Here is a 20,921-nt window from a genome sequence, read left to right on the forward strand (position 1 = left end):
GGGGGGGGGGAGAGGGGGTAGGAGGAAAGGGGAGGTGGTGTGATGAAGACAAAGGGGCCACGCCAGAACAAAACCCTCCCCCGTCCGCCCCCCCCCCGGCGCCCCCTACTCCTCCTTCTCGCCCGCCCGGCCCGCGCCGCGGCGGGCGATTTTTTTGCGTGCTGGTGGTAAACTTGAGGCCGCCAGACTACACATCGTTCAGCCCGGCATCCTGCCATCATCGCGCTGAAAAACACCCTCCATGGTCAATAACATCGGACTCACCTATTTTGCCAGCGTGGCCCGCATCGGCTCCATCCGCAAGGCGGCCGAGCATCTGCATGTAGCGGCCTCGGCCATCTCCCGGCAAATCCGTTTGCTGGAAGACGAGCTGGGCACGCAACTGTTTGAACGCGGCAAGAACACCCTGCGGTTGACACCGGAAGGCGCGCTGGTGCTCGACTATGCACGCTCGGTCGACCATGGCCTGGAGCAGTTGCTGGCCGATATACAGGCGATCGATAAACTGCAGCGCGGCAACGTGCGCATCGGTATTTCCGAATCGTTTACGCGTGAATTCCTGCCCGGTTTCCTGCACGCCTTCCATACGGATTATCCGGGCATCCAGTTCCAGGTAACGGTGGCGGGCGGTGCGGCACTGATGGCGCAGCTGGTATCGGACCAGCTCGACGCCACGCTGTCGTATATTCCACCCGAAGCTATCGATGTCGCGGTGGTCGAGCAAGTCATGGTCCAGCCGTGCCTGCTGGCGCCCGCCAGCCATCCATTGGCGGCTGGCAAGGTTGTGCGCCTGGAACAATTGGCAGGCCAGAATATTGCCTTGCCCGACGATAGCCTGAGCATCTATGGCAGTTATATCCGCATGTTTGCCGGGGCCGGCATCAAGCCGGCCAAGCTGCTGCAAAGCAACTCCTTTGAGTTCATGCGTTCGGCCGTCGCCAGCGGCCTCTGCCTGGCCATTTCCAACGATTATTTTGGCGCGCCCAGCTCGGCTGCAGCGGCGGGCCTGCGCTACCTGCCGCTGCAGGGCGACGGCGTCGAAGCGTGGCCCTTGAAACTGTGCGTACACGCCGAGCGCAGCTTGCCAGTGGCCGCCAGGTTACTGATCGACCGCCTGCAGCAGGCGCTGCGCCAGGCCGCCCCTTAATCCTGCAGCGCCACGCCATACTGTGCGCAGCAGGCATCGATGGCGGCCAGGCCGTCGGCGATTTCCTGCGCCGTCATGAACGAGGCGCGGATGCTGTTGCGGGCCAGGGTCACGATCTGCTGCACCGTCAGGCCCAGGCCTTGCGCGCACTGCATCAGGTTATCGCTGACATGCCCGCCGAAATAAGCGGGGTCGTCTGAATTGACGGTGACGTTCAAGCCCGCCTCCAGCATGCCGCGCAAGGGGTGCTTGTCCATCGACGGCACCAGCTTCAGTCGCAGATTCGATAGCGGACACACCGTCAGCGGCGTCTGGCGCTGCACCAGCCGTTGCACCAGCGCCCGGTCGTCCAGGCAGGCATTGCCATGGTCGATCCGGTCGACCCGCAGCACATCGGCCGCTTCGGCCACATACGATGCGGGGCCTTCTTCACCGGCATGTGCGGTGAGACGAAAACCCCGCTGGCGGCAGGTATCGAAAAAACGCTGGAACTTCGATGGCGGATTGCCCGCTTCCGCGCCACCCAGGCCAAACCCCAGGATGCGCCAGCGCCATGGCTCGACCGCGTCGAGCAGCGCATAGGCATCGGCCTCGCTGCGGTGGCGCTGTACGCTGACCAGCAGGGCGCCGCTGATGCCAAACGCTGCGCGCGCCTCGTCGATGGCGTCAAAAATGCCATCCATCACGGTGGCAATCGGCACGCCCCGGCTGGTAAAACTTTGCGGCCCGAGGAACATTTCAGCGCGGATCACGCCATTCTGGTGCGCGCGGTACAGATAGGCCAGCGTCACGTCGCAGAAGTCGGCACGCGTGCGCAGCACGCCGCAGCCTTCGTAATAGAGGGCGAGGAAGGATTGCAGATGATCGAAACGATAGGCGGCGCGCAGCGCCTGCGGCGTGGGCCAGCGCAAGGCGATCTGGTTGCGCCCGGCCAGCTCAAACATCAGCTCGGCTTCGAGGCTGCCTTCCAGATGCATATGCAATTCTGCCTTGGGCAGGGCTTTGATGAAGTGATCCAGATCCAGCATGTGTTTTGCTCTCGCATGAAAATGGGCCATGGTAGCGGCGCATGATGAAGCGATGGTGAGCATTTTTCGCCGCCGGTGTGCGAAAAAACAGATGCTGCAGCCTAGTCGGGCGACGCTGTTTGAGCCCGCCCCGCCAGCCATTCGCGCCCGCCCGCTTCCAGCGCGGCGGCGATCACCTCTTCCGGCAAGCTGTACACGGTAGCCCAGCTGGCGCGGCCGTCAACGGTATTGGCGGGAAAACTGTGCGTCTCGATGGGCCAGTGGTATTTGCGTTTCAAGGCCTTGACGATGGCGGCCAGCGTCACGCGGCCCTGCAGCGGTTCGGCGCCGGCCTGGTCGCGGTTCGACAGCAGCACGGCCAGCACCTGGCCACGGCCGGTGCGCACACCGGGGAATTGGGGAGTTTTCTTGCTCATGAGACATTGTAGCGAGCCTTGCACCCGCCATGTCGGCCTTTCTTACACTCGCTACGCTCGCTTGCAAGCAGGCTGAAGCAAGTCATTGATCGCACACGCTTTTTTTTCGTGGCACGCAAGCTGCTTAGTCAGTTCCAACAGAGCAGTCCAGGCCGACACGGCCAGGTTGCATGCTCCCCCCAATGATGACGACGACAACAAGGCGAGGCCGCGATGAACGTTTATCCCACACGACACAAGACCCTGGGCAGACTGGGCACGCTAGGCACGCTGTCGGCGGCCAGCCTGCTGCTGGCGGGACAAGTCCATGCCGGCGCGTATGGCCTGGCCATCAACGAGATCAATAATTTCCGCGTTACCACCAGCGCCGGCACCTTGTCGCTGACGGGCGCCAACCGCAACGCCAGCGACAGCGCGTTTTTTGAAGGCGGCGCTCCCGTCAATCCGCGCGCCGTCAATACCGGACCAGCCGCCAATGCCGACGTGCTGCAAGTGTGCTCCGGCAGCGGCTGCGCAGGCTTGCCACAGAATAACTACGCTCCCAGCGCCGTGCTGGAATTTGCGCGCGGCGATGCACATACCTTCGGCAATATGCTGACCGCCGGCGGCGCGACCATGCAAGCCGTGTCGGAAGCGCAGCGCAACACGGTCGGCGCCGCCTCGGCCACGGCAGGCGGCACCCTCACCGGCTCGCTCAACCTGACCCTGTCGAGCGCCGGCTTCATCACCTTCAGTTTCATGGCGCGGCGCGACCTGCGCACCAGCGTCACGGCCGCGGGCGACAAATCCAATGTGTCGATCATGGATATTTTCAATATTTCCTGCAATGCGGCCAGTCCCGCCGGCTGTACCTCGCGCGCCAAGACCGATGGCGTGATCTTCCAGTTCGCCCCCGATGGCGACCCGAACAACGGCAGCGACGTGAACGGCAACCACGGCGCAGGCAGCCTGGACCCGTTCAGCCTGAACATGACAGCAGGCACCAATGACCCTGGCACGCCGGGCAGCTTCACGAATGTGTTTGCGCAATTCTCACTGACGTCGAATTTCGAACTGCCCGCCGGCAGCTATACGCTGAACTTTTCCAAATCTACCCGTACCGATATCGTGGTGCTCGATCCCGTGCCGGAACCTGCCACCCTGCTGTTGCTGGCCACTGGCCTGGCGGCGCTGGGCTACACGCGCCGCCGGCGACCCGTACCGGTTTAACCGAGCTGCGCCAGCGCCTTGCGCGCCAGTTGCAGCTGCTGCAGATAATAGCGGTGCAGCATGGCCGGATCGCTGAAGTCGCGGCCCAGCACCAGCCGCAAGTCGCTGGCGGCGACATCGGCGGCGATGACATCGACCTGCGGCCCCAGCTGCAAGGCCAGCAAGCGCGCCGTCTGCTCCTGCGCAGGGCGGTACTCGACACGCGTGCGCAGTACCTGGTACGGCGGCTCATTGCCCAGGCGCACCACCTGGACGGGACTGGCCGCCAGGCTGCGCGCCATCGCGGCAGCCATGCCATGCACACCGTTGCCATTCAAGATTTCCAGGCGGGGACGCGGCGGCACGGCCAGCACCGGCGCCGCTACCGTGATCGGCGCGGCTGCCTGGCGCGCCGGCACCCTTTGCAAGCGGGCATGACCATCCGTTTGCGTAATCTCGATACGGGCGGCGTTCTCTTCCCTGGCTGGCGCACTGCGCTGCTGCAGCAAGGCATAGTCGCTGCGCGCGTCGTGCGCCTGCAGGCTCTGCGCCTGCGCCAGCATCAGTCCGGCGCGCTCGCGCTGGCCCAGTTGCTGCAGCACGTGCGCCAATTGCTGCCAGTGGCGCGCATTGAGTGGATCGAGCAGACACGCCTGCTCCAGCACCGGCAAGGCGTCGGCATGGCGGCCGGCCAACACATAGGCGCGCCCCAGGTTGGCAAACAGATAGACGTACTGCGGCTGGCGTATGCCCTCTCTGGCCGTAACGGCCTGCCATACGGCAATCGCGGCGCCGAGATCGCCCCGCTGCGCGTGCAGCACGGCCAGGCCATTGTGCGCATCGACATGGCCGGGATCGCTGCGTATGGCCAGCGTGTACGATGCCTGCGCCACAGCCAAGTCGCCGGCATCGAAATGCAGGCGGCCCGCAGCGTAAGCCACATCCGCGGCAGCGACGTCAATCGGTGGCGCATGGGCGGCATTGCTGGCGCAAGCGCCCAGGCTCAGGCAGGCAAAGGCGGCAGCCATGCGGGAAATGGGAATACGCATACAATTCCTTTCATCGGCTGGCCATGGCGGGCACCAGCACGCGATACACTTCGATCACGGCGGGCCCCATCAGCACCAGCATCAAGGTGGGGAAGACACAAAAGATCAGGGGAAACAACAGCTTCAAGGCGATCTTGGCCGCCGCTTCCTCGGCCAGCAGGCTGCGCTTGCCGCGCAGGTTTTCAGAATGCACGCGCAGCGAATCGCCCATGCTGGTGCCGAAGCGCTCGGACTGGATCAACATGGCCACCAGGGTATCGACGTCTTCCACGCCGCTACGCAAGGCCAGGTTGCGCAGCGCCTTGTCCTTGCTGAAGCCGGCGCGCATTTCCATCAGCACCAGTTGCAATTCCTGCGCCAGCACCACGCTCTTGATGTGGATTTCGCCCGATACTTTCACCAGCGCCCGCTCCAGGCTCAGGCCCGCTTCCACGCACACGGTCAGCAAGTCCAGGGCGTCGGGAATGTTTTCAAAGATCTCGCGCTGGCGCCGCCTGGCGGTACTGGCCAGCACCAGGTTCGGCAGGTAATAACCAGCAGTGGCGCTGACGCACAGCAGCAGCAACAGCACGCTGCGCAGCTGCGCCGTCATGGCGCTGGCCGCGTACAGTCCCAGCAAGGTAGGGAACAGCAGCGCCAGCACGGATTTGGCGGCGAAATACAGGGCCGGCGCACTGGCCTGGCGCCAGCCCGCATTCATGAAGCGCGTGCGCAACGGCGAATGTTCCCAGCCTTCCTCGGGCAGGGACAGCTTGCTGAACGGCTGGGCCACGCGCGCCACCCGTTCCACCCAGCCATCATCGGATGCCACATCCCGGACGGCCGGCGCCATGAAACCGAACAGGCGCTGGCGCAAGCTGCCGGGGAAAAACACCAGCAAGGCCACCAATACCAGTGCCACCACCACGCCAAACACGATCAACAGAAACAGCAGTTGCGGGCCAGTCATGAGGTTTTCCTCTCGTTTTAAATCCGGATGCGGATGACTTTGCGCATCCACACAACACCCAGAAATACCATCCCCGCCGCATACCACAGCAGGCGAATGCCGCTGGGGTCGGTCCATAGCAGGCTGATGTATTTTGGGTTGACCACCGCCATCACGCCGATCATCACCACCGGCATCAGGCCCAGCACCCAGGCCGACATGCGGCCCTCGGCCGACAGCACGCGCACCTGGCCCAGCAATTTCAGGCGGGCGCGGATGATGCGCGCAATGCTGAGTAATACTTCGGCCAGGTTGCCGCCCGATTCGCGCTGCACCAGCACGGCGATCACGAGGTAGCGCAAGTCCGTCAGCGGAATGCGCGTGGCCAGGTTTTGCAGCGCCTCGTTCATCGGCACGCCATAGTTGATCTCTTCGTACGCCATCTTGAATTCGCCGCTGATCGGTTCACTTAACTCTTCGCCCACCATTTGCAGCACATTCGAAAACGAATGCCCGGCGCGCAGGGCGCGTGCCAGGAAATCGGCAGCCTCCGGTAATTGCGCCTCGATTTTTTGCAGCCGCTGCGTGCGTGCGCGTAGCAAGAACATGACGGGACCACCACCGGCCATCGCCAGCAGCAGCAAGGCGCCCGGCAAGGGCAAAGGCCACAGCAGCAGCACGGCCACGGCCGCCAGCAGCAAGCTGCCGGCGCCGGACAGGAACTGCGCCACCGACCACGACAGGCCCGACTGCAGCAGCAAACGGTCCAGCGCGGCGCCATGCGGCGAGCGCCGCAGCAGCCGGTCCAGCACGGGCGACTGCGCATAACGGCGCTGCTTGAGGATGGACACGCGCTCGCCGCCCGAGGCTCCCCGCGTGGCCATCAGCCGCAGCCGCCGGTTGATGCGTTTGGCGGCGCTGCCATGCGTGCCCGACCACCATAGCCAGGCACCCTCCACCAGCAGGATGCAGGCGGCAAACAGCAGCACGGCAAAGCCGTAGAAGACCAGATCCATGCCGTCCTCCCTGGTTTATTCGTAGATGCGGTCGGGATCAAACACGCTGTCGGGCACGGCGGCGCCAAACATGCGCAGGCGTTCCGTAAAACGGGGCCGCACGCCGGTGGCGCAGAAGTGCCCCAGCACCTTGCCATCCTTGTCCACGCCCGTTTGCTCGAAGCGGAAAATTTCATGCATGGCGATGATGTCGCCTTCCATGCCCGTCACTTCCTGCAGGCTGACCAGCTTGCGCGCGCCGTCGGTCAGGCGCGACACCTGCATCACCACCGTCACGGCCGAGCAAATCTGCTGGCGCGTGGCGCGCGGCGTCAGGTTGACGCTAGCCATGCCGACCATGTTTTCCAGCCGCGCCAGCGCATCGCGCGCCGTGTTCGAGTGGATGGTCGCCAGGGAGCCTTCATGGCCCGTGTTCATCGCCTGCAGCATGTCGAGCGCTTCGGCGCCGCGCACCTCGCCCAGGATGATGCGGTCGGGCCGCATGCGCAGCGCATTGCGCACCAGCGCGCGCTGGCTGACTTCGCCCTTGCCTTCGATATTCGGTGGCCGCGTTTCCAGGCGCACCACGTGCGGCTGGCGCAGCTGCAGCTCGGCGGCGTCCTCGATGGTGACGATGCGCTCGCTGCCGGGAATGAAACCGGACAGCACGTTGAGCAGGGTGGTCTTGCCGCTGCCGGTGCCGCCCGAGATCAGGATGTTGACCTTGGCCTGGCCCAGCGCCTGCAGCACTTGCACCATCGGCGGCGTGAGGCTTTTATAGTCGAGCAGGTTGGCGATGCTCAGGGGATGTACGGCGAAGCGGCGGATCGACAGGATGGGCCCATCGACGGCCAGCGGCGGAATGATGGCGTTGACGCGCGAGCCATCGGGCAGGCGCGCGTCCACCATGGGACTCGATTCATCGACCCGGCGCCCCACGCGCGAAACGATTTTCTCGATGATCTTCATCAGGTGCGCATTGTCGTGGAAGGTGACGTCGGTCAGCTGCAGCCGCCCGCCCCGCTCCACGTAGACTTTATCGCAGGTGTTGACCAGGATATCGGACACGCTGGGGTCGGCCAGCAGCGGTTCGAGCGGACCGAAACCGAGCATCTCGTGCTGGATGTCGAGCACCAGGCTATGCCGCTCATGCTGGTTCAGCACGATGTGCTCGTCTTCGATGACGCGCTGCACCAGCAGCGCCAGCTCATGCTTGAACTGTTCGGCCGTCAGGCGCTTCAGGCGTTCCAGGTCGATACGGTCGAGTATCGTCTGGTGCATGGTTTTTTTCAGTTCCTGGTAGGCGTGCAATGCCAGCGCATCCTGCCCATTGCTGGCAGGACGCGTCTGTTCATTGGCGGCCAGACGTTCGCGTAATGTCATCTCGGCTCCCGTAATGGCTCCCGGCGGGAGCCGCGCTACACTTCGTTGCGGCTGAACAGGCGGTCGAACAGGCCGCGGCTTTCCGTGACGCGGCGCGCCGTCACCAGTTCCACCAGTTCCGCCAGGTTGCGCGCCACGGCGCTGCTGCGCGACAGTTGCAGCAGCGGGATGCCCTGGTTGACCGAATCGGTGGCCGCCAGATAATCGTTGGGCACCGTATGCACCACTTCGGCGCCCAGCGCCTGCTCCAGGTCGGCCAGGCGCAAGCGCCCGCCCTTTTCGTAGCGGTTGACGATCAGCCGCAGGCGTTCGCCCGGATAACCGAGCGAGCGGAAAATATCGAGCAGGCGGCGGCCATCGCGGATATCGGGCAAGGCCAGCTGCAGCACCGGATAGATGGCGTCGGCACTGTCGAGCGCGCGCAGGGACAGCGCATCGATCTGGCGCCCCACGTCGAGCACGATGTAGTCGTAATGCTGGCGCGCCACGGCCAGGATGCGGTCCATGTGCTCGGGTTGCATGTCGACCTTGTGGGCCGGATCGTCGGCCGCCGCCAGCACGCCGAAATTGGACGTCACATGCACCAGGCATGAGGCGAGAAAGGCGCCGTCCATGCGCGTGATCTGGGCGCAGATATCGGACAGGGTCATGGCCGGCTTCTGGTCGGAGACATACAGGGTGGCGTCGCCAAACTGCCCGTGCAAGTCGATCAGCAGCACCTTGCAGCCGGCCAGCGTCGCCAGCGCGTAGGCAAAATTGGTCGACAAAAAAGTGGCGCCGCTGCCGCCCTTGCACGAGATGAAGGCAAGCACCTTGCCATCGCGCATCTGCGTCACGCCCGCATGCACATCGACCCGGTCCATCGCTTCGTGAAACGCCTTGTGCACCAGCGGCAGTTGCAGCACTTCGCGCATGCCGGCGCGCATGGCGCGTATCAGCACATCCTGCTGCTGCCCGCGCGTCAGCAGCATCAGCGCCGCTTGCGGATGCTGGCGCGCCAGCCGCTCGAGCAAATCGGCCTCGTCCAGTTCGATCTCGCTGGCGTCGACGATCACCAGTTCCGGCGCCTCGCTCATCATGTGATCGACGGCGTCGCGCAAACCGCTGCGCCGCTCCAGCAGGCGCAGCACCGGCATGCGCGCCGCCCCCTGCGCCGCGATTTCATCATGCAGGGTGACATCACGGGTAATCATCAAGGCTTTCATCGGCCGTCCTCGCTTTTATCTGACATTGCAATGGATTTCTTCAGGGGCAAAACCCGGCATTCTCGTGGTAGCCCAGCGACTCAGCCACAGCCACGGTGCTGCCGCTGGGCAGGCGCATCGCTTGCGGACCCGATGGAAACATCATGCCCAGCATCGGCAGGATGGGCCGGTAAGGCACCCGTTCGCACTGCCCGCCGCCGCCAGGCAGACACAGGCGCGCGCGCACGAAACGGATGCAACTGGCGCCATGCGGGTCGTTCAGGCAATTGATGCGGTTACGCTGCGGACAGCCGGGCAGCACGCTGATGGGCAACGGCGCCGGGCTGCTGCCGCTGGCGCCCTGCGATAAATACTCGATACGCACATAGGCATCATTGATGGCGCCTCCCAGCGGCAAGCGGCCCGGTCCCGCGCGCAATATCGCCTGTTCGCGCACGGCTTGCAGCGCTGCGGCATTGCTGAAATCGGCCACGGCCGCGCCGCGCGCCGCACGCCGCGTCACCTCATGCACCATATTCCACAGATACACGGCGCGCGCCACTTCCAGCATGGCAAACAAAAAAATAAAAAACAGTAGCGCCAGCATGGCAAATTCAACGGCAAACACGCCGCCCTGGCGCCGCTGCCGCGGGTGCAGGTTAATTGTCATAACGCAAGCTCGCATTGGCGCGCAACGGTATCGACGTCGCCTGCGGCAGCCATTTGCGCACCAGGTTGGGCAAGAACGTGACCGGCATCTCCACGCCGACCTTGATGCGCACCGTCTGCGGCTTATACGCATAGTTACCGCAGGCATAAGTATCTTCGTTATAAACGCATTCGAGGATAACCTGGCTCACATCCATGGCCGGCCAGGTTTCGGCCATCGCATCGAGCACCATCTGCCTGGCAAACAGGCTGCTCTGGGCGGCGGCGCTCATACTCGTCATCTGCACCAGGGGCAAGGTGGCCATGTAGCGCGCCGCGTCATGGGTACTTTTCTGCAATGCCGTGTAAGCCTGCAGCGCGCTGCCGAACAGCAGCACCAGCGGCAACAGCCCCATGAAAAACAGCATGATCAGCGCCAGTTCGATGGCTGCCACACCCTGCTGACGCCGTTGTAGAAACGGCCGTCTCATAACAGCAGCTCCGTCGGGCCAGCCAGCGCCTGCTCCGATACCAGGCCGGCAAATTCGGCGCTCAGCATGCCGCTGGCCGCCGGCGCCGTCATGAAGAATCGCCCGATGGCCAGCACATTGACCAGGATGTCGCTGCCGCCCGGCACGGGACAGGACAGCAAGGCGATATTGAGCACGCGCCGCTGCGCCAGCCCCACATTGCCCACCGGCGCCGTTTGCAAACCCAAGGTGAAATACGGCGTGCTGCTGGCAGGATAAAAACCGTTACTGGCCGGAGCCGTGGGCAAACCGGGATACAGGCCAGCCCAGGCGCTGGTGGGAAAAGCCAGGTAGTCGCCGGCCGGTTTCGGACTGGCGTACTGCACCGCCTTGGCGAACGACCATAGCGGCCCATAGCTGGCGGCAGGAATCGTGGCCGGCAGGGCCGCTGGCGGCAGGTCGGCCACCGACAGCAACGCTGTCGCACTGGCGCTGGCGGCGGCGTTCGACCCCGACGGCATATTCATCCACCAGCCCGGCAAGGCATTCGGATAGGGCCGGATATTCGTGTCGGGCGGCGCCGTCTGCGGGTCGCAGCCATTGCCCGCATACTGGTTGAAACGTGCATTGAACGCCGGCCATAATTCGGTGGGAAATGGCCGGTGCGCGTGGATGGACGCGCCGCCGATGGCCGTGTGCAGCATGCTGCCGCTGCAGATAAACGGCGTCACGGCGGCGTTGCTCATTTGCGCCGACGAGCCGAGCGTGCCGAGCGGCCCCACGGGATTGAGCAGGAAGTGCGCCGGCGCGGGGCCATGCGGATTCAGGTTGAACAGGTTATAGGCCACGCCGCGCCGGAAGCCATATTCCAGCGCTTCCTTGCGCTCGGGTGGTCCGGGATTGGTGCGCAAGCCATTCGGCGCCGGCGACAGCGCGCAGATCGCCAGCGGCGTCAGGCGTACGCTGACCCGGCCCGCCACGGCGCGCGCCCCCGCATCGAGCGTGCGCAAGGCAGGTGACCAGGCGCCCAGGAAGGCCGTCGTCACGCGGCCCAGCGATGGATCGTTGTCATGCGTATCGACCCGCACAAACAGCGCCTGGGCCGGATCGGGCACGGCGCCGGCCGCATGCCAGGCGGTGGCGGGCGCATCGAAAGCACTGGCGAAGCGGATACTCGCATCGGACAGGATGGCGCCTTGCGTGCGGCGCTGATACGCGCTTCTGTCGGCCGCGCTGCTCTTGGCTTTCGCCACCGCATTGGCCAGGCCGGCCGCCGTGCCCACCAGTTCCGGCGCCGCCGCCAGCGCCGCGTTGTCGGCCAGGTTCTGCAGTTCAGTCTTGCGGCCAATGACTTGCCCCACATCGAGCGCCAGGCCGATAAAGCCCAGCACCACGATGAGCAGGATGCAGAAGGCGATCAGCATGGCGCCTTGCTGGCGTTTATTTTCCAACGCTGCCTCCCAGCATGAACTGCACCGGTTGTGGCACTTGCGCATGCGGTTCGGCGAACGACGCGCGGTAGCGGTCCATCACGGCGCGCGCGCTGGGGCCATCGAGGCCGTTGGCCGGGGTCTGGTTGCGCGCGGCCGCCGGATCGAGCACCTGCTGCGCCATGGCCAGGCGCACGGCATCGCCAAAGCGCCGCTCCAGCTGCGGCGTGCTTTGATGCGCGCAGGCAGTCAATTGCAGCGCCAGCAGACAGCGCAGGCAGCTCACATGGGATATCGGCATGGTCTGGCTCCCTGTCTCATTTCAACTCGAAACCCTGCACAACACGGGCCGCGGCTGGCGCGGGCGAGATCGCGTTGGGCGGCGGCAATGGCCCTTCCATCTTGCCGTTCAACATCAACGTCGTGCGCGATGGCGTCGTCAGCTGCGCCGTCGGCAGTACCGTGTCGGGCGGCAAGGGTTTGACCAGGTAGGCTGTAATCACGAACAGCAGCTCGGTGCGGTCGTGCTGGAAATCCGTGCTGCGGAACAGCGCGCCCAGGATGGGCAGCTCGCTGAGCCAGGGCACGCCCGAGACATTGCTGACCTGGTTATTCTTGATCAGGCCGCCGATGGCGTAGCTCTGGCCATCGAACAGCTGCACCGTGGTCGAGGCGCGCCGGGTAGTGATCACCGGCAGGATAGCGCGCCCGCTGACGCCGGCCGCGGAAATGCCCACCCCTTCGCGCGACAGCTCGGACACTTCGGGCGCCACCTTCAAGTGGATGCGCCCCCCCGACAGCACGGTCGGCGTGAAGCGCAGGCCGACGCCATATTCGCGCTCTTCCAGCGTGACCTTGTTATTGTCCTGGCCGACAGGAATGAAAATCTTGCCGCCGGCCAGAAAACTGCCCTCTTGCCCGCTGATCGCCATCACCGTCGGTTCGGCCAGGATGCGCACCAGGCCATCCTGCTTCTGCGCCTCGATGGTCACTTGCTGGCCAGTCGACTTGCGCACATCGAGCAAGCCATTCGCCGTGCCGGTCAGGAAATTCGACAGCAGGGTGGTAGCCCAGCTGCCGGAAGCGAAGCGCAGGGTGGCGCCCACTTCCAGCCGCTCCAGCAAGGATTTCGACACTTCGGCGATCTGCACCACCAGCATCACTTGCTGCGGTGCGCTGACGTCGAGCATATTGATGACGCGGCCCGTGGCCGGCGCGCCGCCAGGCGTGGGCGGCGCGCTGCCATCGGCCGCCCTGGGCAAGGCCAGCGGCTGTACCGGGTGGCGCACATAGGCTTGCGCCAATTCCACGGCGCGCAGCACGGCGCCCGCATCCTGCACCGTACCCGACAGCACCAGGGTATCGGCCACCGCCGTGACGCGGATGGCTTTCTCTTCCGGCATCAGCGACGCCAGGGTCGCCTGCAAGCCGGCCGGATCCATGCTGACGATCACATTGACCACGCTGCAGGTGCCGCTCTTGCCCTGGATAATCATGTTGCTGCTGCCCACATCGACGCCCACCACATACAAGGTGTCGGGCGCCACCAGGATCGCCTGCACCACGGCAGGATTGCCGACGCTGCGCTGCAGCACGGCCTCGGGCAGGCGCAGCATGCTCGACTTGCCCACCTCCAGCAGCAGCTTGCCGGGCAAGGCCGCCTCGCCGCCGCAACGGGGGCTGCCCGCCACAGGCGCGGCGGCATCCGCCAGATACGGCAGCATGGCAAGACACAAAGTCAGTAGGGCGCGGTTCATGTGGAGGTCCATGGTGGATCGTTGCGGAGCGGCTAAAAACATACGCGCGACTGGCGCGTGCCATCGATCAGCGCGCTGCAATCACGCGGCGGCTCTTCCTTGCTGCACATTACCGGGCGCGGCGGACTGGCCGCTGCGGCCACGGTCATTACGGTGGCCGGGGCGGCCGGCGGCGCTGGCGGCGGCTCGCCCAGCAAGGTCAGCTTGGTCGCGCCCGCCGTCACGCCCGGCTGCGGATCGACCTGGTTGCGCAGCACCAGCGACAGGCTGCCCACGCTGCGCGCCAGGTCGAGGTTTTCCGCCTGTTCCGGCGTCACTTCCAGGGTCACTGCATTGACCACGCGCGGCTTGGTTTCATCGCGCCCCACTTCCTGCGCCACCGCCAGCACCAGGATGCGTTCGAGCACGATCTTGGAAATATTGCGGCTCTGCGGAAAGTTGCGGTCGCCGGCATCCTGCTGGGTGCTGACGATGATGTCGACATAATTGCCGGGCAAGGCAAACCCGGCCACGCCGATCACATCGTTGACGCGCACGGTGATGGCGCGCCGTCCTTCCGCGATCAGGGCCGACAAGCCGCCGAGGGTGCCGACCGGCGCCAGCTTGGCCTCGCTCAGCGGCTCGCCGCGCAGCATGCTGCTTTTCAGCACGCGCCCCGCCAATGGCTGAGGATCCTGCAAGGCGCCTTGCGGCAGGCTTTCCGCCGGCCATTCCGCCAGCCGCAGCATGTCCGGCGTCAGGCGCTGGCCCAGGTTGACATCGGCGGCGGCCACCACGATCTTGCCCTTGCCGACTGGCGTCTGGCGCAGCAGCCAGTGCGATGCCAGCAGCACCGCCATCAGCCCCAGCAAAATGGCCAGTCCCATCATCAGCAGTGCGCGGCGGTTTTTCATGCGATGCTCTCGCACAAGCTGCCCACCGGCACATCGCAGCTGGCAAACAGGCTGCGCCAGGCCTGTTCCAGGGTGGCCAGCGTCAGGCGCGGCGGCGTGCCCGCGAAGCCGGCGAAGTCGGTGATGCGCTCCAGTAATTCAGACGGGTAGCAGGCCAGCAGGGGCCGCCCTTCGGCGCCGTGCAGCTGCTGCATCAGATGGTTGAGCGCCAGCTCGTCGAGCGCGATGCCGGTGGCGCGGCATTGCTGGCGGAACAGGGCACGGTAGGCGCTATCGCTGAGCGGCCCCACGGGCACCTTGTAGCCGATGCGGCGCAGCAGCGCAGCATCGAGCAAGTCGCCTGGCGGCAAGTTGGTGGCCAGCACCAGGGCATTGTCGAAGGGCATGCTGATTTTCAGGCCACCACGCAGGCTCTGCAGATCCATGCCCTGCACCAGCGGGCGCATCAGCCGCGTCAGCACCTCGGCCGCACTCACGCGCTGGCGTCCCAGGTCATCGACGATCAGCATGCCATTGTTGGCGCGCACATGGGGCGGCGCCTGGTAGCAGCCATTGCTGCTGTCATAGGGCAGCGCCAGCATGTCCGCATCGAATTCGGCGCCCACATGGATCACGGGGCGCTGGCACAGCACCCAGCGGATATCGGTGCTGCGCCGCTCCAGCGCCTGGCGCGCATGGCTGACATGCTGCGGCGCCGGCGGCAAGTGTTGCGCCGCATCGTACAGCTGGATGATGTCCTGGCCGACCACCACGGCGTAGGGCACGGCCACCAGGCCATGCAGCAATTGTCCCAGTTGCAGCGCCAGCGTCGACTTGCCGCTGCCCGGCGGACCATACAGCAAGAGCGAGCGCCCCGCATACAGGGCCGCCCCCAGCAGGTCGAGCATGCCCGGCCCCGCATGGGCGCTGCCCAGCACGGCCGCCAGGTCATCGCTGGCCACGCGCTGCTCCTGCGTCCGCCAGGATTGGCGCGCCACCATGGCGCGGTAGGCTTCCAGGGTGACGGGCGCGGCGCCGGCATACGCGCAGCGCTCCAGGAAAGCGGCGGCGCGCAGCTTGCCGGGGCCGGTCAGTTGATATTGCACGTCGATATCGGAATCGCCGCGCCAGGCCACCTCGGCCAGTTGCTCGGCCACCATGAAATCGAGGACTTCGCGCAAGACATTGATCGACAGGCGCAAGCGCGTGGCCAGCACGGACAGATGGGTCTTGCCACCGGAAAAAATCGCCTTGGCGATCAGCTCGACCACCAGTTGCCGCTCCAGTCCCGTCTCGCGCAGGCTCTTCGGCTGCGGCGGCAAAGGCGGCATCAGCTGCGCATCGGATGGACGCGGCACATTCTCGGCATGGGAATAGTCGACCTCGGTCATTGCAGCTTCTCCAGGCAGATTAAGACAGCAGCGATCAGAAATTCATTCTAGCGAGCAGCTCCCGGCACCCATTGATTAATAGCAATGAATGCGTTTCAGAAATAGTCATGGGCTTGCACCACCAGCGTGCCCACGGCGATCGCCAGCCCGTACGGCATGTTGCCCACGCTGGCATGGCTGGCCAGCGGCGTAGGCGCCAGCGGTGCACCGGCGGCGCGCGCGATCATCGGCCACAGCAGCTGTTGCATATTGCGCAGGCAGGCCCGCCAGCTGCCCTGCCAGAGGATCATCAATAGCGCCATCGCGCCACCGCAGGCAAAGGTGGCAAAGCAGATCAGCAAGCTCGGCCAAGGCCCCACAAAAGCGCCCACCATGGTCATCAGTTTCACATCGCCGGCGGCCATGCCGCGCAACACGTACAAGGGCAGGAACAGGAAAAAACCGGTCGCCATGCCACCCAGCCAGTCCAGCGGCAAGCGTTGCGGCGAGAGCCACAATTGCAGGCCCAGCGCAGTGGCAATCCCGGCCAGTACCCAGGCATTCGGGATCTTGCGGCGGGCCAGGTCGCTGACAGCGGCGGCCGTCACGAAGAGCAGCAGCAGCAAGTCACACAGTGCCTTGGCGGACATGGGGATACCTCCCGGAAAAAAACCGCCACCGGCCGGCCGGTGGCGGTACCTGCTTAGGGCGTCAACACCAGGTTGGTTGAAATCTCGGTGAGAACGGACAGCAAGTTGGTCTTGATCAGCAGGAAACCGGCAGTGATGGCTGTTGCCATCAATGCCGCAATCAAGCCGTACTCGATTGCCGTAATCCCGTCCTCATCTTTGACGAATTGCTGTACTGCCGACAGGAAGGTATGCATGACAAGCTCCCAAAAGTGAATCACAAGTCCCTGGCGCAATCCGGTGTGAAACATCGCCCATTCCTGCTAATATGTTTCCTACCGTAAATTTCTGCACCATTGCAGTGACTATAGAACGCGCGCAGTTCGACAAATTGACGCGTCACAAATTTCCTCATGGAAATTATCAAGGCCTGCCCAGATAGGCTGATGGCGGAGGCGATGTTGCGAGAAAGCGTGGCAAGCTTCTTGGCAGCATTTTTTACAACGGCAAGCAGCAATCGCATACTTTTACATGAAATCTTGCATACGTTAATTGCCTATTAGGCAAAAAGACATTATCCTGCTTAGTTCTTCTTTGGAAAGGCTTATCGCCCGGCAAAAAAGTGGCTGATCAAAATGTGCGGCGCCAGGCATGACCATGCCGGAGCGGACAATTTTTCAGCTACTCTGCGGTGTGTCATGCCACCAAATAAATCTTGGCTTCTTGTAGACGGACGCGAACATGCTCTTGCTTGACGCAATGCTGGTATGACGACACTGGTGTGACTACTTTCCAGAGAACGACAATGGACTCCCTACTGAAACACATGGTGGACATGACGGGACACCGCGATCACACGATGCTCGATATCTCGGTGATCTCGGCAGTCCAGGAACTCGCTTCCGCGTCACAAACCCGCGTGCTGGCGCTGACCACCGTGCGTGGCCAGGTGTTCGTGCGCTCGCGGGCCATCATCGTGGCAGGCAGCGTGGCCCGCATGGAAGACAATCCCGATCCCGCCTCGCCCGGCGAGCCGCTGGCGGACTATCCGGCGCTGGCGGCTTGCATCACGCGCCATGAAGCGAGCGCCGACACCGTGTGCGACGATGGCCGCCACCTGCTGTGGCTGCCGATCTGGATCGGCGACCAGGTCACCACCTGCCTGGAAATTACCAATCCCACGCCCTACACGGGCGCCACCATCCAGGTGATTGGCGGCATCGTCAGCGTCTACCGCAATTTCCAGAACCTGCTCGACTACAGCGAACGCGATTCGCTGACCGGTTTGTTGAACCGCAAGACCTTCGACGACCAGCTGGCCAAGATCCTGCAAAGCCGCGGCGATGGCGACACCGACAAGAGCCGTCCGTTTGACGCCGAACGGCGCCACCATAGCGACACGGAACGCCAGTGGCTGGCCGTGATCGACGTCGACCATTTCAAGCTGGTCAACGACAAGTTCGGCCACCTGTATGGCGATGAAGTCCTGATTTTGATCGCCAACCTGCTGCAGTCATCGTTCCGCTCGCAAGACCGCATCTTCCGTTTCGGCGGCGAGGAATTCGTCGTACTGCTGCGCTCGATCACCCTGGACAATGCACAGAAAATCATCGACCGCTTCCGCACCAATGTCGAGGCGCATGATTTCCCGCAAGTGGGCAGGGTCACCGTCAGCGTGGGTTTCGTCAGCATCAGCGCGTTCGAAGCGCCGGTGATCATCCTGGGCCGCGCCGACCAGGCGCTGTACTACGCGAAAAGTCACGGCCGCAATCTGGCCTGCCATTATGATGAGCTGGTGGCAAAAGGAATGTTAACCACCATCGCCTCCAACGATACGGCCGAGTTCTTTTAGGCGTCTGCGAGAGAAAGAAAACGCATGGGATCGACTTGCCACTTGGCCGCCGACTCATGGCCGACGATCTTGTCGGCGCCGCCAAAACCGACGCCGCGCGCCAGGTCGATCGTTTCGGGCTTGATGTAGGTCTTGCTTTTCGTACTGAAGAACACATTCACCTTCGGCGCCAGCAGATTGGTTTCATGTGCCTCGATCACCACCGCCAGGCGGCCCGATTCCAGCATCACCATGGTGCCTACCGGATAGATACCCACACAGCGCATGAAGTCTTGCGCAAACATGGGATTGAAATGGAATTTGCTCCATTCATAGATCTTGCGCAAGGCTTCCGCGGCCGGTATGCCCTTGTGATAACTGCGGTCCGAGGTCAGCGCGTCATACACGTCGACGATGGCCGCCATCTGCGCCAGTTCGCTGATGGCGTCGCCAGCCAGCTTGTCCGGATAACCGCTGCCGTCGCGCCGTTCATGATGATGCAAGGTGATATCGAGCGGGATAGCCCCCACTTCCGGCGACTGGCGCAGGATGTCGTAGCCATCGCGCGGATGGCGCTTGATCAGCTCGAATTCTTCCGGCGTCAGCGGCCCAGGCTTGTTCAGCACGCTATCGGGCACCAGCGCCTTGCCTGTGTCATGCAGCAGGCCGCCCAGGCCCGCCTGGTGCGTGGTGGCGGCATCGAGGCCGCGCGAGCGGCAAAACGCCACCAGCAGCGCACATACGCTGACGGAATGCAAAAAGGTGTAATCGTCCTTGTTCTTGATGCGCAGCAAACCAGGCAGGGCGCCAGGATTGCGCAGGATCGATTCGGTAATGTCCTGCACCGTGTGCTGCACCCGGTCCAGCTCAACCGCCTTGCCCAGCCGCGCATCGGCCATCACGGTGCGCACCAGGTGCTTGGCCTGGCTGCGCACCTGCGTCGCCCGCGCCAGCTCCATGCCCAATGAAATGCGCGTCACCACGGGCGGCGCGCTGACGATCTGCACCAGTTCGCGCTCGGTGGCCGCCTGGGCTTGCGCCAGGGTCGGCGCATCCTGCACGTCGAGTCCCTTGCTGCTGTCGATCACCACGTCATGGATGCCGGCCTGCACGATCTTGCGTATCTCTTCATCGCTGCGCAGCAAAAAACGGTTACGCACGAACGGGTGCGTCATCCAGTCACAACTCAGATCATGGATGTACATGCCGACTTTTAATTGCGAGGAATCTACTTTCTTGAACATGCAGTCATCCCACAAATTAAGCGTGCTGGTGAACCGGAAGCGCTAGAATGAGTATAACAAATATGCAAGGGCAAGGCCCATGCGCGCCAGGCGGGACAAGGCGCGTGTTTTTCCCGCGACAACAGCCTGTGGCCAGCGCCTGGCGCACCGCAGATACCGACTTCGTTTGTGAGACTGGCAGCACATGGAATTGCGTCAACTTCGATACTTCGTCGCCATCGTCGACCACGGCTCATTGTCGCGCGCGGCGCTGAACCTGCACGTGGCGCAACCGGCCCTGACGCAGCAGCTGCGCCAGCTGGAAGAAGAACTGGGCGTGCAATTGCTGCACCGCTCGGCGCAAGGCGTGCTGTCCACCGACGCGGGCAAGATTTTTTATGAGCACGCGCAAGCGATCCTGAAACAGGTGGCCGACGCCCGCTCGGCCGTCACGCAAAGCGCCACCCGGCCGTCAGGCAATGTCACCCTGGGCCTGCCGCACAGCATCTCTGGCGCGCTGGCCCTGCCCTTGCTGCTGGCCGCGCGCGAACGCTACCCCGAAATCACCCTGCAATTGACGGAAGAAATCACGGGCAACCTCAATGAACAGCTGAAATCGGGCCGCATCAACCTGGCCGTGCTGTTCGATGACGGCCAGCTGACGCCGTTCGCCTGCAGCCCGCTGGTGGAAGAAGAGATGCGCTTCATTTGCCGCAGTGGCTCCGCATTCGCGCCCACCGGCGACACGCTGTCGTTCCAGCAGGCGCTGGCGACCACCTTGATCCTGCCCGGCCTGCAGCATGGCGTGCGCCCGCGCATCGCCAGCCGCGCCCGCGCCGCTGGCCTGAACACGGCCAAGGTGATCGAGATCAACTCGATCGCCATCCTGAAATCCGCCATCCTGGCCGACATGGGCGCCACCATCCTGCCCACCGCGCCGCTGTTGGCCGAGCTGGACAGCGGCGCCATGCGCAGCTACGCCATCCACAGCCCCGCCCTGTCGCGCACGGTGTCCCTGTGCGCCTCGAAAAACATCCCCCTCACCAATGCCGGCACGGCCGTGAAAAACCTGGTGCGGCAAGTCGCTGGCGAGCTGTGCGCCAGCGGACGGTGGGTCGGCGCGCAAATGCTGTCGGCCTCCAAGCCGGAAAGCTGAGGGCAGCCTGGCTGAGCCCGGCAAGGCGAAATCGCCAGGCAAACCGCACCACGCGCAGTCATTCTTCAGCAGGGACAAAATCGCACAGGACTGTGCAGCCGGGCGGGTTCGATGCACCGCCGCCGGACGATGGATGCGCAGGCCCGGCCGGGTCAGCGCGAAATGTGCCATGTGATTGCGTGAACCGCCCGAGCGGTGAGTGATCTGGACTTCCGGC

At 64.1% G+C, this 20,921-nt stretch carries 21 protein-coding genes; 4 read left to right on the forward strand and 17 right to left on the reverse strand.

The window, feature by feature from the left end; all coding sequences use genetic code 11:
• Positions 1-241 precede the first annotated feature (241 nt).
• The gene (locus ACL9RI_RS18095) at positions 242-1,147 is read left to right on the forward strand and encodes a LysR family transcriptional regulator (protein ID WP_422727897.1); all 906 of its coding nucleotides are present in this window, start codon (positions 242-244) and stop codon (positions 1,145-1,147) included.
• On the opposite strand, the gene ACL9RI_RS18100 is transcribed toward ACL9RI_RS18095, so the two are convergent.
• The gene (locus ACL9RI_RS18100; protein ID WP_422727898.1) at positions 1,144-2,175 is read right to left on the reverse strand and encodes an adenosine deaminase; all 1,032 of its coding nucleotides are present in this window, start codon (positions 2,173-2,175) and stop codon (positions 1,144-1,146) included. The genes ACL9RI_RS18095 and ACL9RI_RS18100 overlap by 4 nt on opposite strands.
• Positions 2,176-2,276: 101 nt before the next feature.
• On the reverse strand, positions 2,277-2,591 hold the full coding sequence (locus ACL9RI_RS18105; RefSeq protein ID WP_422727899.1) for a hypothetical protein: 315 nt from the start codon (positions 2,589-2,591) through the stop codon (positions 2,277-2,279).
• 213 nt (positions 2,592-2,804) lie between these two features.
• On the opposite strand from ACL9RI_RS18105, the gene ACL9RI_RS18110 reads away from it, so the two are divergent.
• On the forward strand, positions 2,805-3,800 hold the full coding sequence (locus ACL9RI_RS18110; protein WP_422727900.1) for an EDSAP-1 family PEP-CTERM protein: 996 nt from the start codon (positions 2,805-2,807) through the stop codon (positions 3,798-3,800).
• Here the strand turns inward: ACL9RI_RS18110 and ACL9RI_RS18115 are convergent.
• The 14 genes from ACL9RI_RS18115 to ACL9RI_RS18180 all read right to left on the reverse strand — a co-directional run bounded on the left by ACL9RI_RS18115 (position 3,797) and on the right by ACL9RI_RS18180 (position 16,751).
• On the reverse strand, positions 3,797-4,828 hold the full coding sequence (locus tag ACL9RI_RS18115) for a LytR C-terminal domain-containing protein (RefSeq protein WP_422727901.1): 1,032 nt from the start codon (positions 4,826-4,828) through the stop codon (positions 3,797-3,799). The genes ACL9RI_RS18110 and ACL9RI_RS18115 overlap by 4 nt on opposite strands.
• Positions 4,829-4,838: 10 nt before the next feature.
• A complete protein-coding gene (locus tag ACL9RI_RS18120) occupies positions 4,839-5,777 on the reverse strand; it encodes a type II secretion system F family protein (RefSeq protein ID WP_422727902.1) in 939 nt (312 codons plus the stop codon).
• 17 nt (positions 5,778-5,794) lie between these two features.
• A complete protein-coding gene (locus ACL9RI_RS18125) occupies positions 5,795-6,772 on the reverse strand; it encodes a type II secretion system F family protein (protein ID WP_422727903.1) in 978 nt (325 codons plus the stop codon).
• A 15-nt stretch (positions 6,773-6,787) separates the two neighbouring features.
• A complete protein-coding gene (locus tag ACL9RI_RS18130; RefSeq protein WP_422727904.1) occupies positions 6,788-8,134 on the reverse strand; it encodes a CpaF family protein in 1,347 nt (448 codons plus the stop codon).
• Between the two features lie 35 nt (positions 8,135-8,169).
• The gene (locus ACL9RI_RS18135) at positions 8,170-9,339 is read right to left on the reverse strand and encodes an AAA family ATPase (RefSeq protein ID WP_422727905.1); all 1,170 of its coding nucleotides are present in this window, start codon (positions 9,337-9,339) and stop codon (positions 8,170-8,172) included.
• Between the two features lie 40 nt (positions 9,340-9,379).
• Positions 9,380-9,988 carry a TadE/TadG family type IV pilus assembly protein gene (locus ACL9RI_RS18140; RefSeq protein WP_422727906.1) on the reverse strand — a complete coding sequence of 203 codons (609 nt, stop codon included), beginning with the start codon at positions 9,986-9,988 and terminating at the stop codon, positions 9,380-9,382.
• Positions 9,978-10,421 (reverse strand): TadE/TadG family type IV pilus assembly protein, encoded by a 444-nt coding sequence (locus ACL9RI_RS18145; RefSeq protein WP_422727907.1) that lies wholly within the window; start codon positions 10,419-10,421, stop codon positions 9,978-9,980. The genes ACL9RI_RS18140 and ACL9RI_RS18145 overlap by 11 nt, the downstream gene beginning before the upstream one ends.
• Before the next feature lie 32 nt (positions 10,422-10,453).
• Complete coding sequence (locus tag ACL9RI_RS18150; protein WP_422727908.1) at positions 10,454-11,887, reverse strand: pilus assembly protein TadG-related protein; 1,434 nt, start codon at positions 11,885-11,887, stop codon at positions 10,454-10,456.
• Positions 11,877-12,167 (reverse strand): hypothetical protein, encoded by a 291-nt coding sequence (locus ACL9RI_RS18155; RefSeq protein ID WP_422727909.1) that lies wholly within the window; start codon positions 12,165-12,167, stop codon positions 11,877-11,879. The genes ACL9RI_RS18150 and ACL9RI_RS18155 overlap by 11 nt, the downstream gene beginning before the upstream one ends.
• A gap of 16 nt (positions 12,168-12,183) precedes the next feature.
• Positions 12,184-13,623 carry a type II and III secretion system protein family protein gene (locus tag ACL9RI_RS18160; protein ID WP_422727910.1) on the reverse strand — a complete coding sequence of 480 codons (1,440 nt, stop codon included), beginning with the start codon at positions 13,621-13,623 and terminating at the stop codon, positions 12,184-12,186.
• A 32-nt stretch (positions 13,624-13,655) separates the two neighbouring features.
• On the reverse strand, positions 13,656-14,516 hold the full coding sequence (gene cpaB, locus ACL9RI_RS18165) for a Flp pilus assembly protein CpaB (protein WP_422727911.1): 861 nt from the start codon (positions 14,514-14,516) through the stop codon (positions 13,656-13,658).
• Positions 14,513-15,886 carry an ATP-binding protein gene (locus ACL9RI_RS18170; RefSeq protein WP_422727912.1) on the reverse strand — a complete coding sequence of 458 codons (1,374 nt, stop codon included), beginning with the start codon at positions 15,884-15,886 and terminating at the stop codon, positions 14,513-14,515. The genes cpaB and ACL9RI_RS18170 overlap by 4 nt, the downstream gene beginning before the upstream one ends.
• Positions 15,887-15,981: 95 nt before the next feature.
• On the reverse strand, positions 15,982-16,515 hold the full coding sequence (locus tag ACL9RI_RS18175) for an A24 family peptidase (protein ID WP_422727913.1): 534 nt from the start codon (positions 16,513-16,515) through the stop codon (positions 15,982-15,984).
• 53 nt (positions 16,516-16,568) lie between these two features.
• Positions 16,569-16,751, reverse strand: a complete 183-nt coding sequence (locus tag ACL9RI_RS18180) for a Flp family type IVb pilin (RefSeq protein ID WP_422727914.1) — start codon at positions 16,749-16,751, stop codon at positions 16,569-16,571.
• 548 nt (positions 16,752-17,299) lie between these two features.
• Between ACL9RI_RS18180 and ACL9RI_RS18185 the strand changes: the two genes are divergently transcribed.
• On the forward strand, positions 17,300-18,346 hold the full coding sequence (locus ACL9RI_RS18185) for a GGDEF domain-containing protein (protein ID WP_422727915.1): 1,047 nt from the start codon (positions 17,300-17,302) through the stop codon (positions 18,344-18,346).
• Here the strand turns inward: ACL9RI_RS18185 and ACL9RI_RS18190 are convergent.
• Complete coding sequence (locus ACL9RI_RS18190) at positions 18,343-19,569, reverse strand: HD-GYP domain-containing protein (protein WP_422727916.1); 1,227 nt, start codon at positions 19,567-19,569, stop codon at positions 18,343-18,345. The genes ACL9RI_RS18185 and ACL9RI_RS18190 overlap by 4 nt on opposite strands.
• 184 nt (positions 19,570-19,753) lie before the next feature.
• On the opposite strand from ACL9RI_RS18190, the gene ACL9RI_RS18195 reads away from it, so the two are divergent.
• Positions 19,754-20,704 (forward strand): LysR substrate-binding domain-containing protein, encoded by a 951-nt coding sequence (locus tag ACL9RI_RS18195; protein ID WP_422727917.1) that lies wholly within the window; start codon positions 19,754-19,756, stop codon positions 20,702-20,704.
• Positions 20,705-20,921: the final 217 nt, after the last annotated feature.

Source organism: Janthinobacterium sp. Mn2066, from assembly GCF_049319705.1.
Taxonomy (GTDB): Bacteria; Pseudomonadota; Gammaproteobacteria; order Burkholderiales; family Burkholderiaceae_D; genus Janthinobacterium.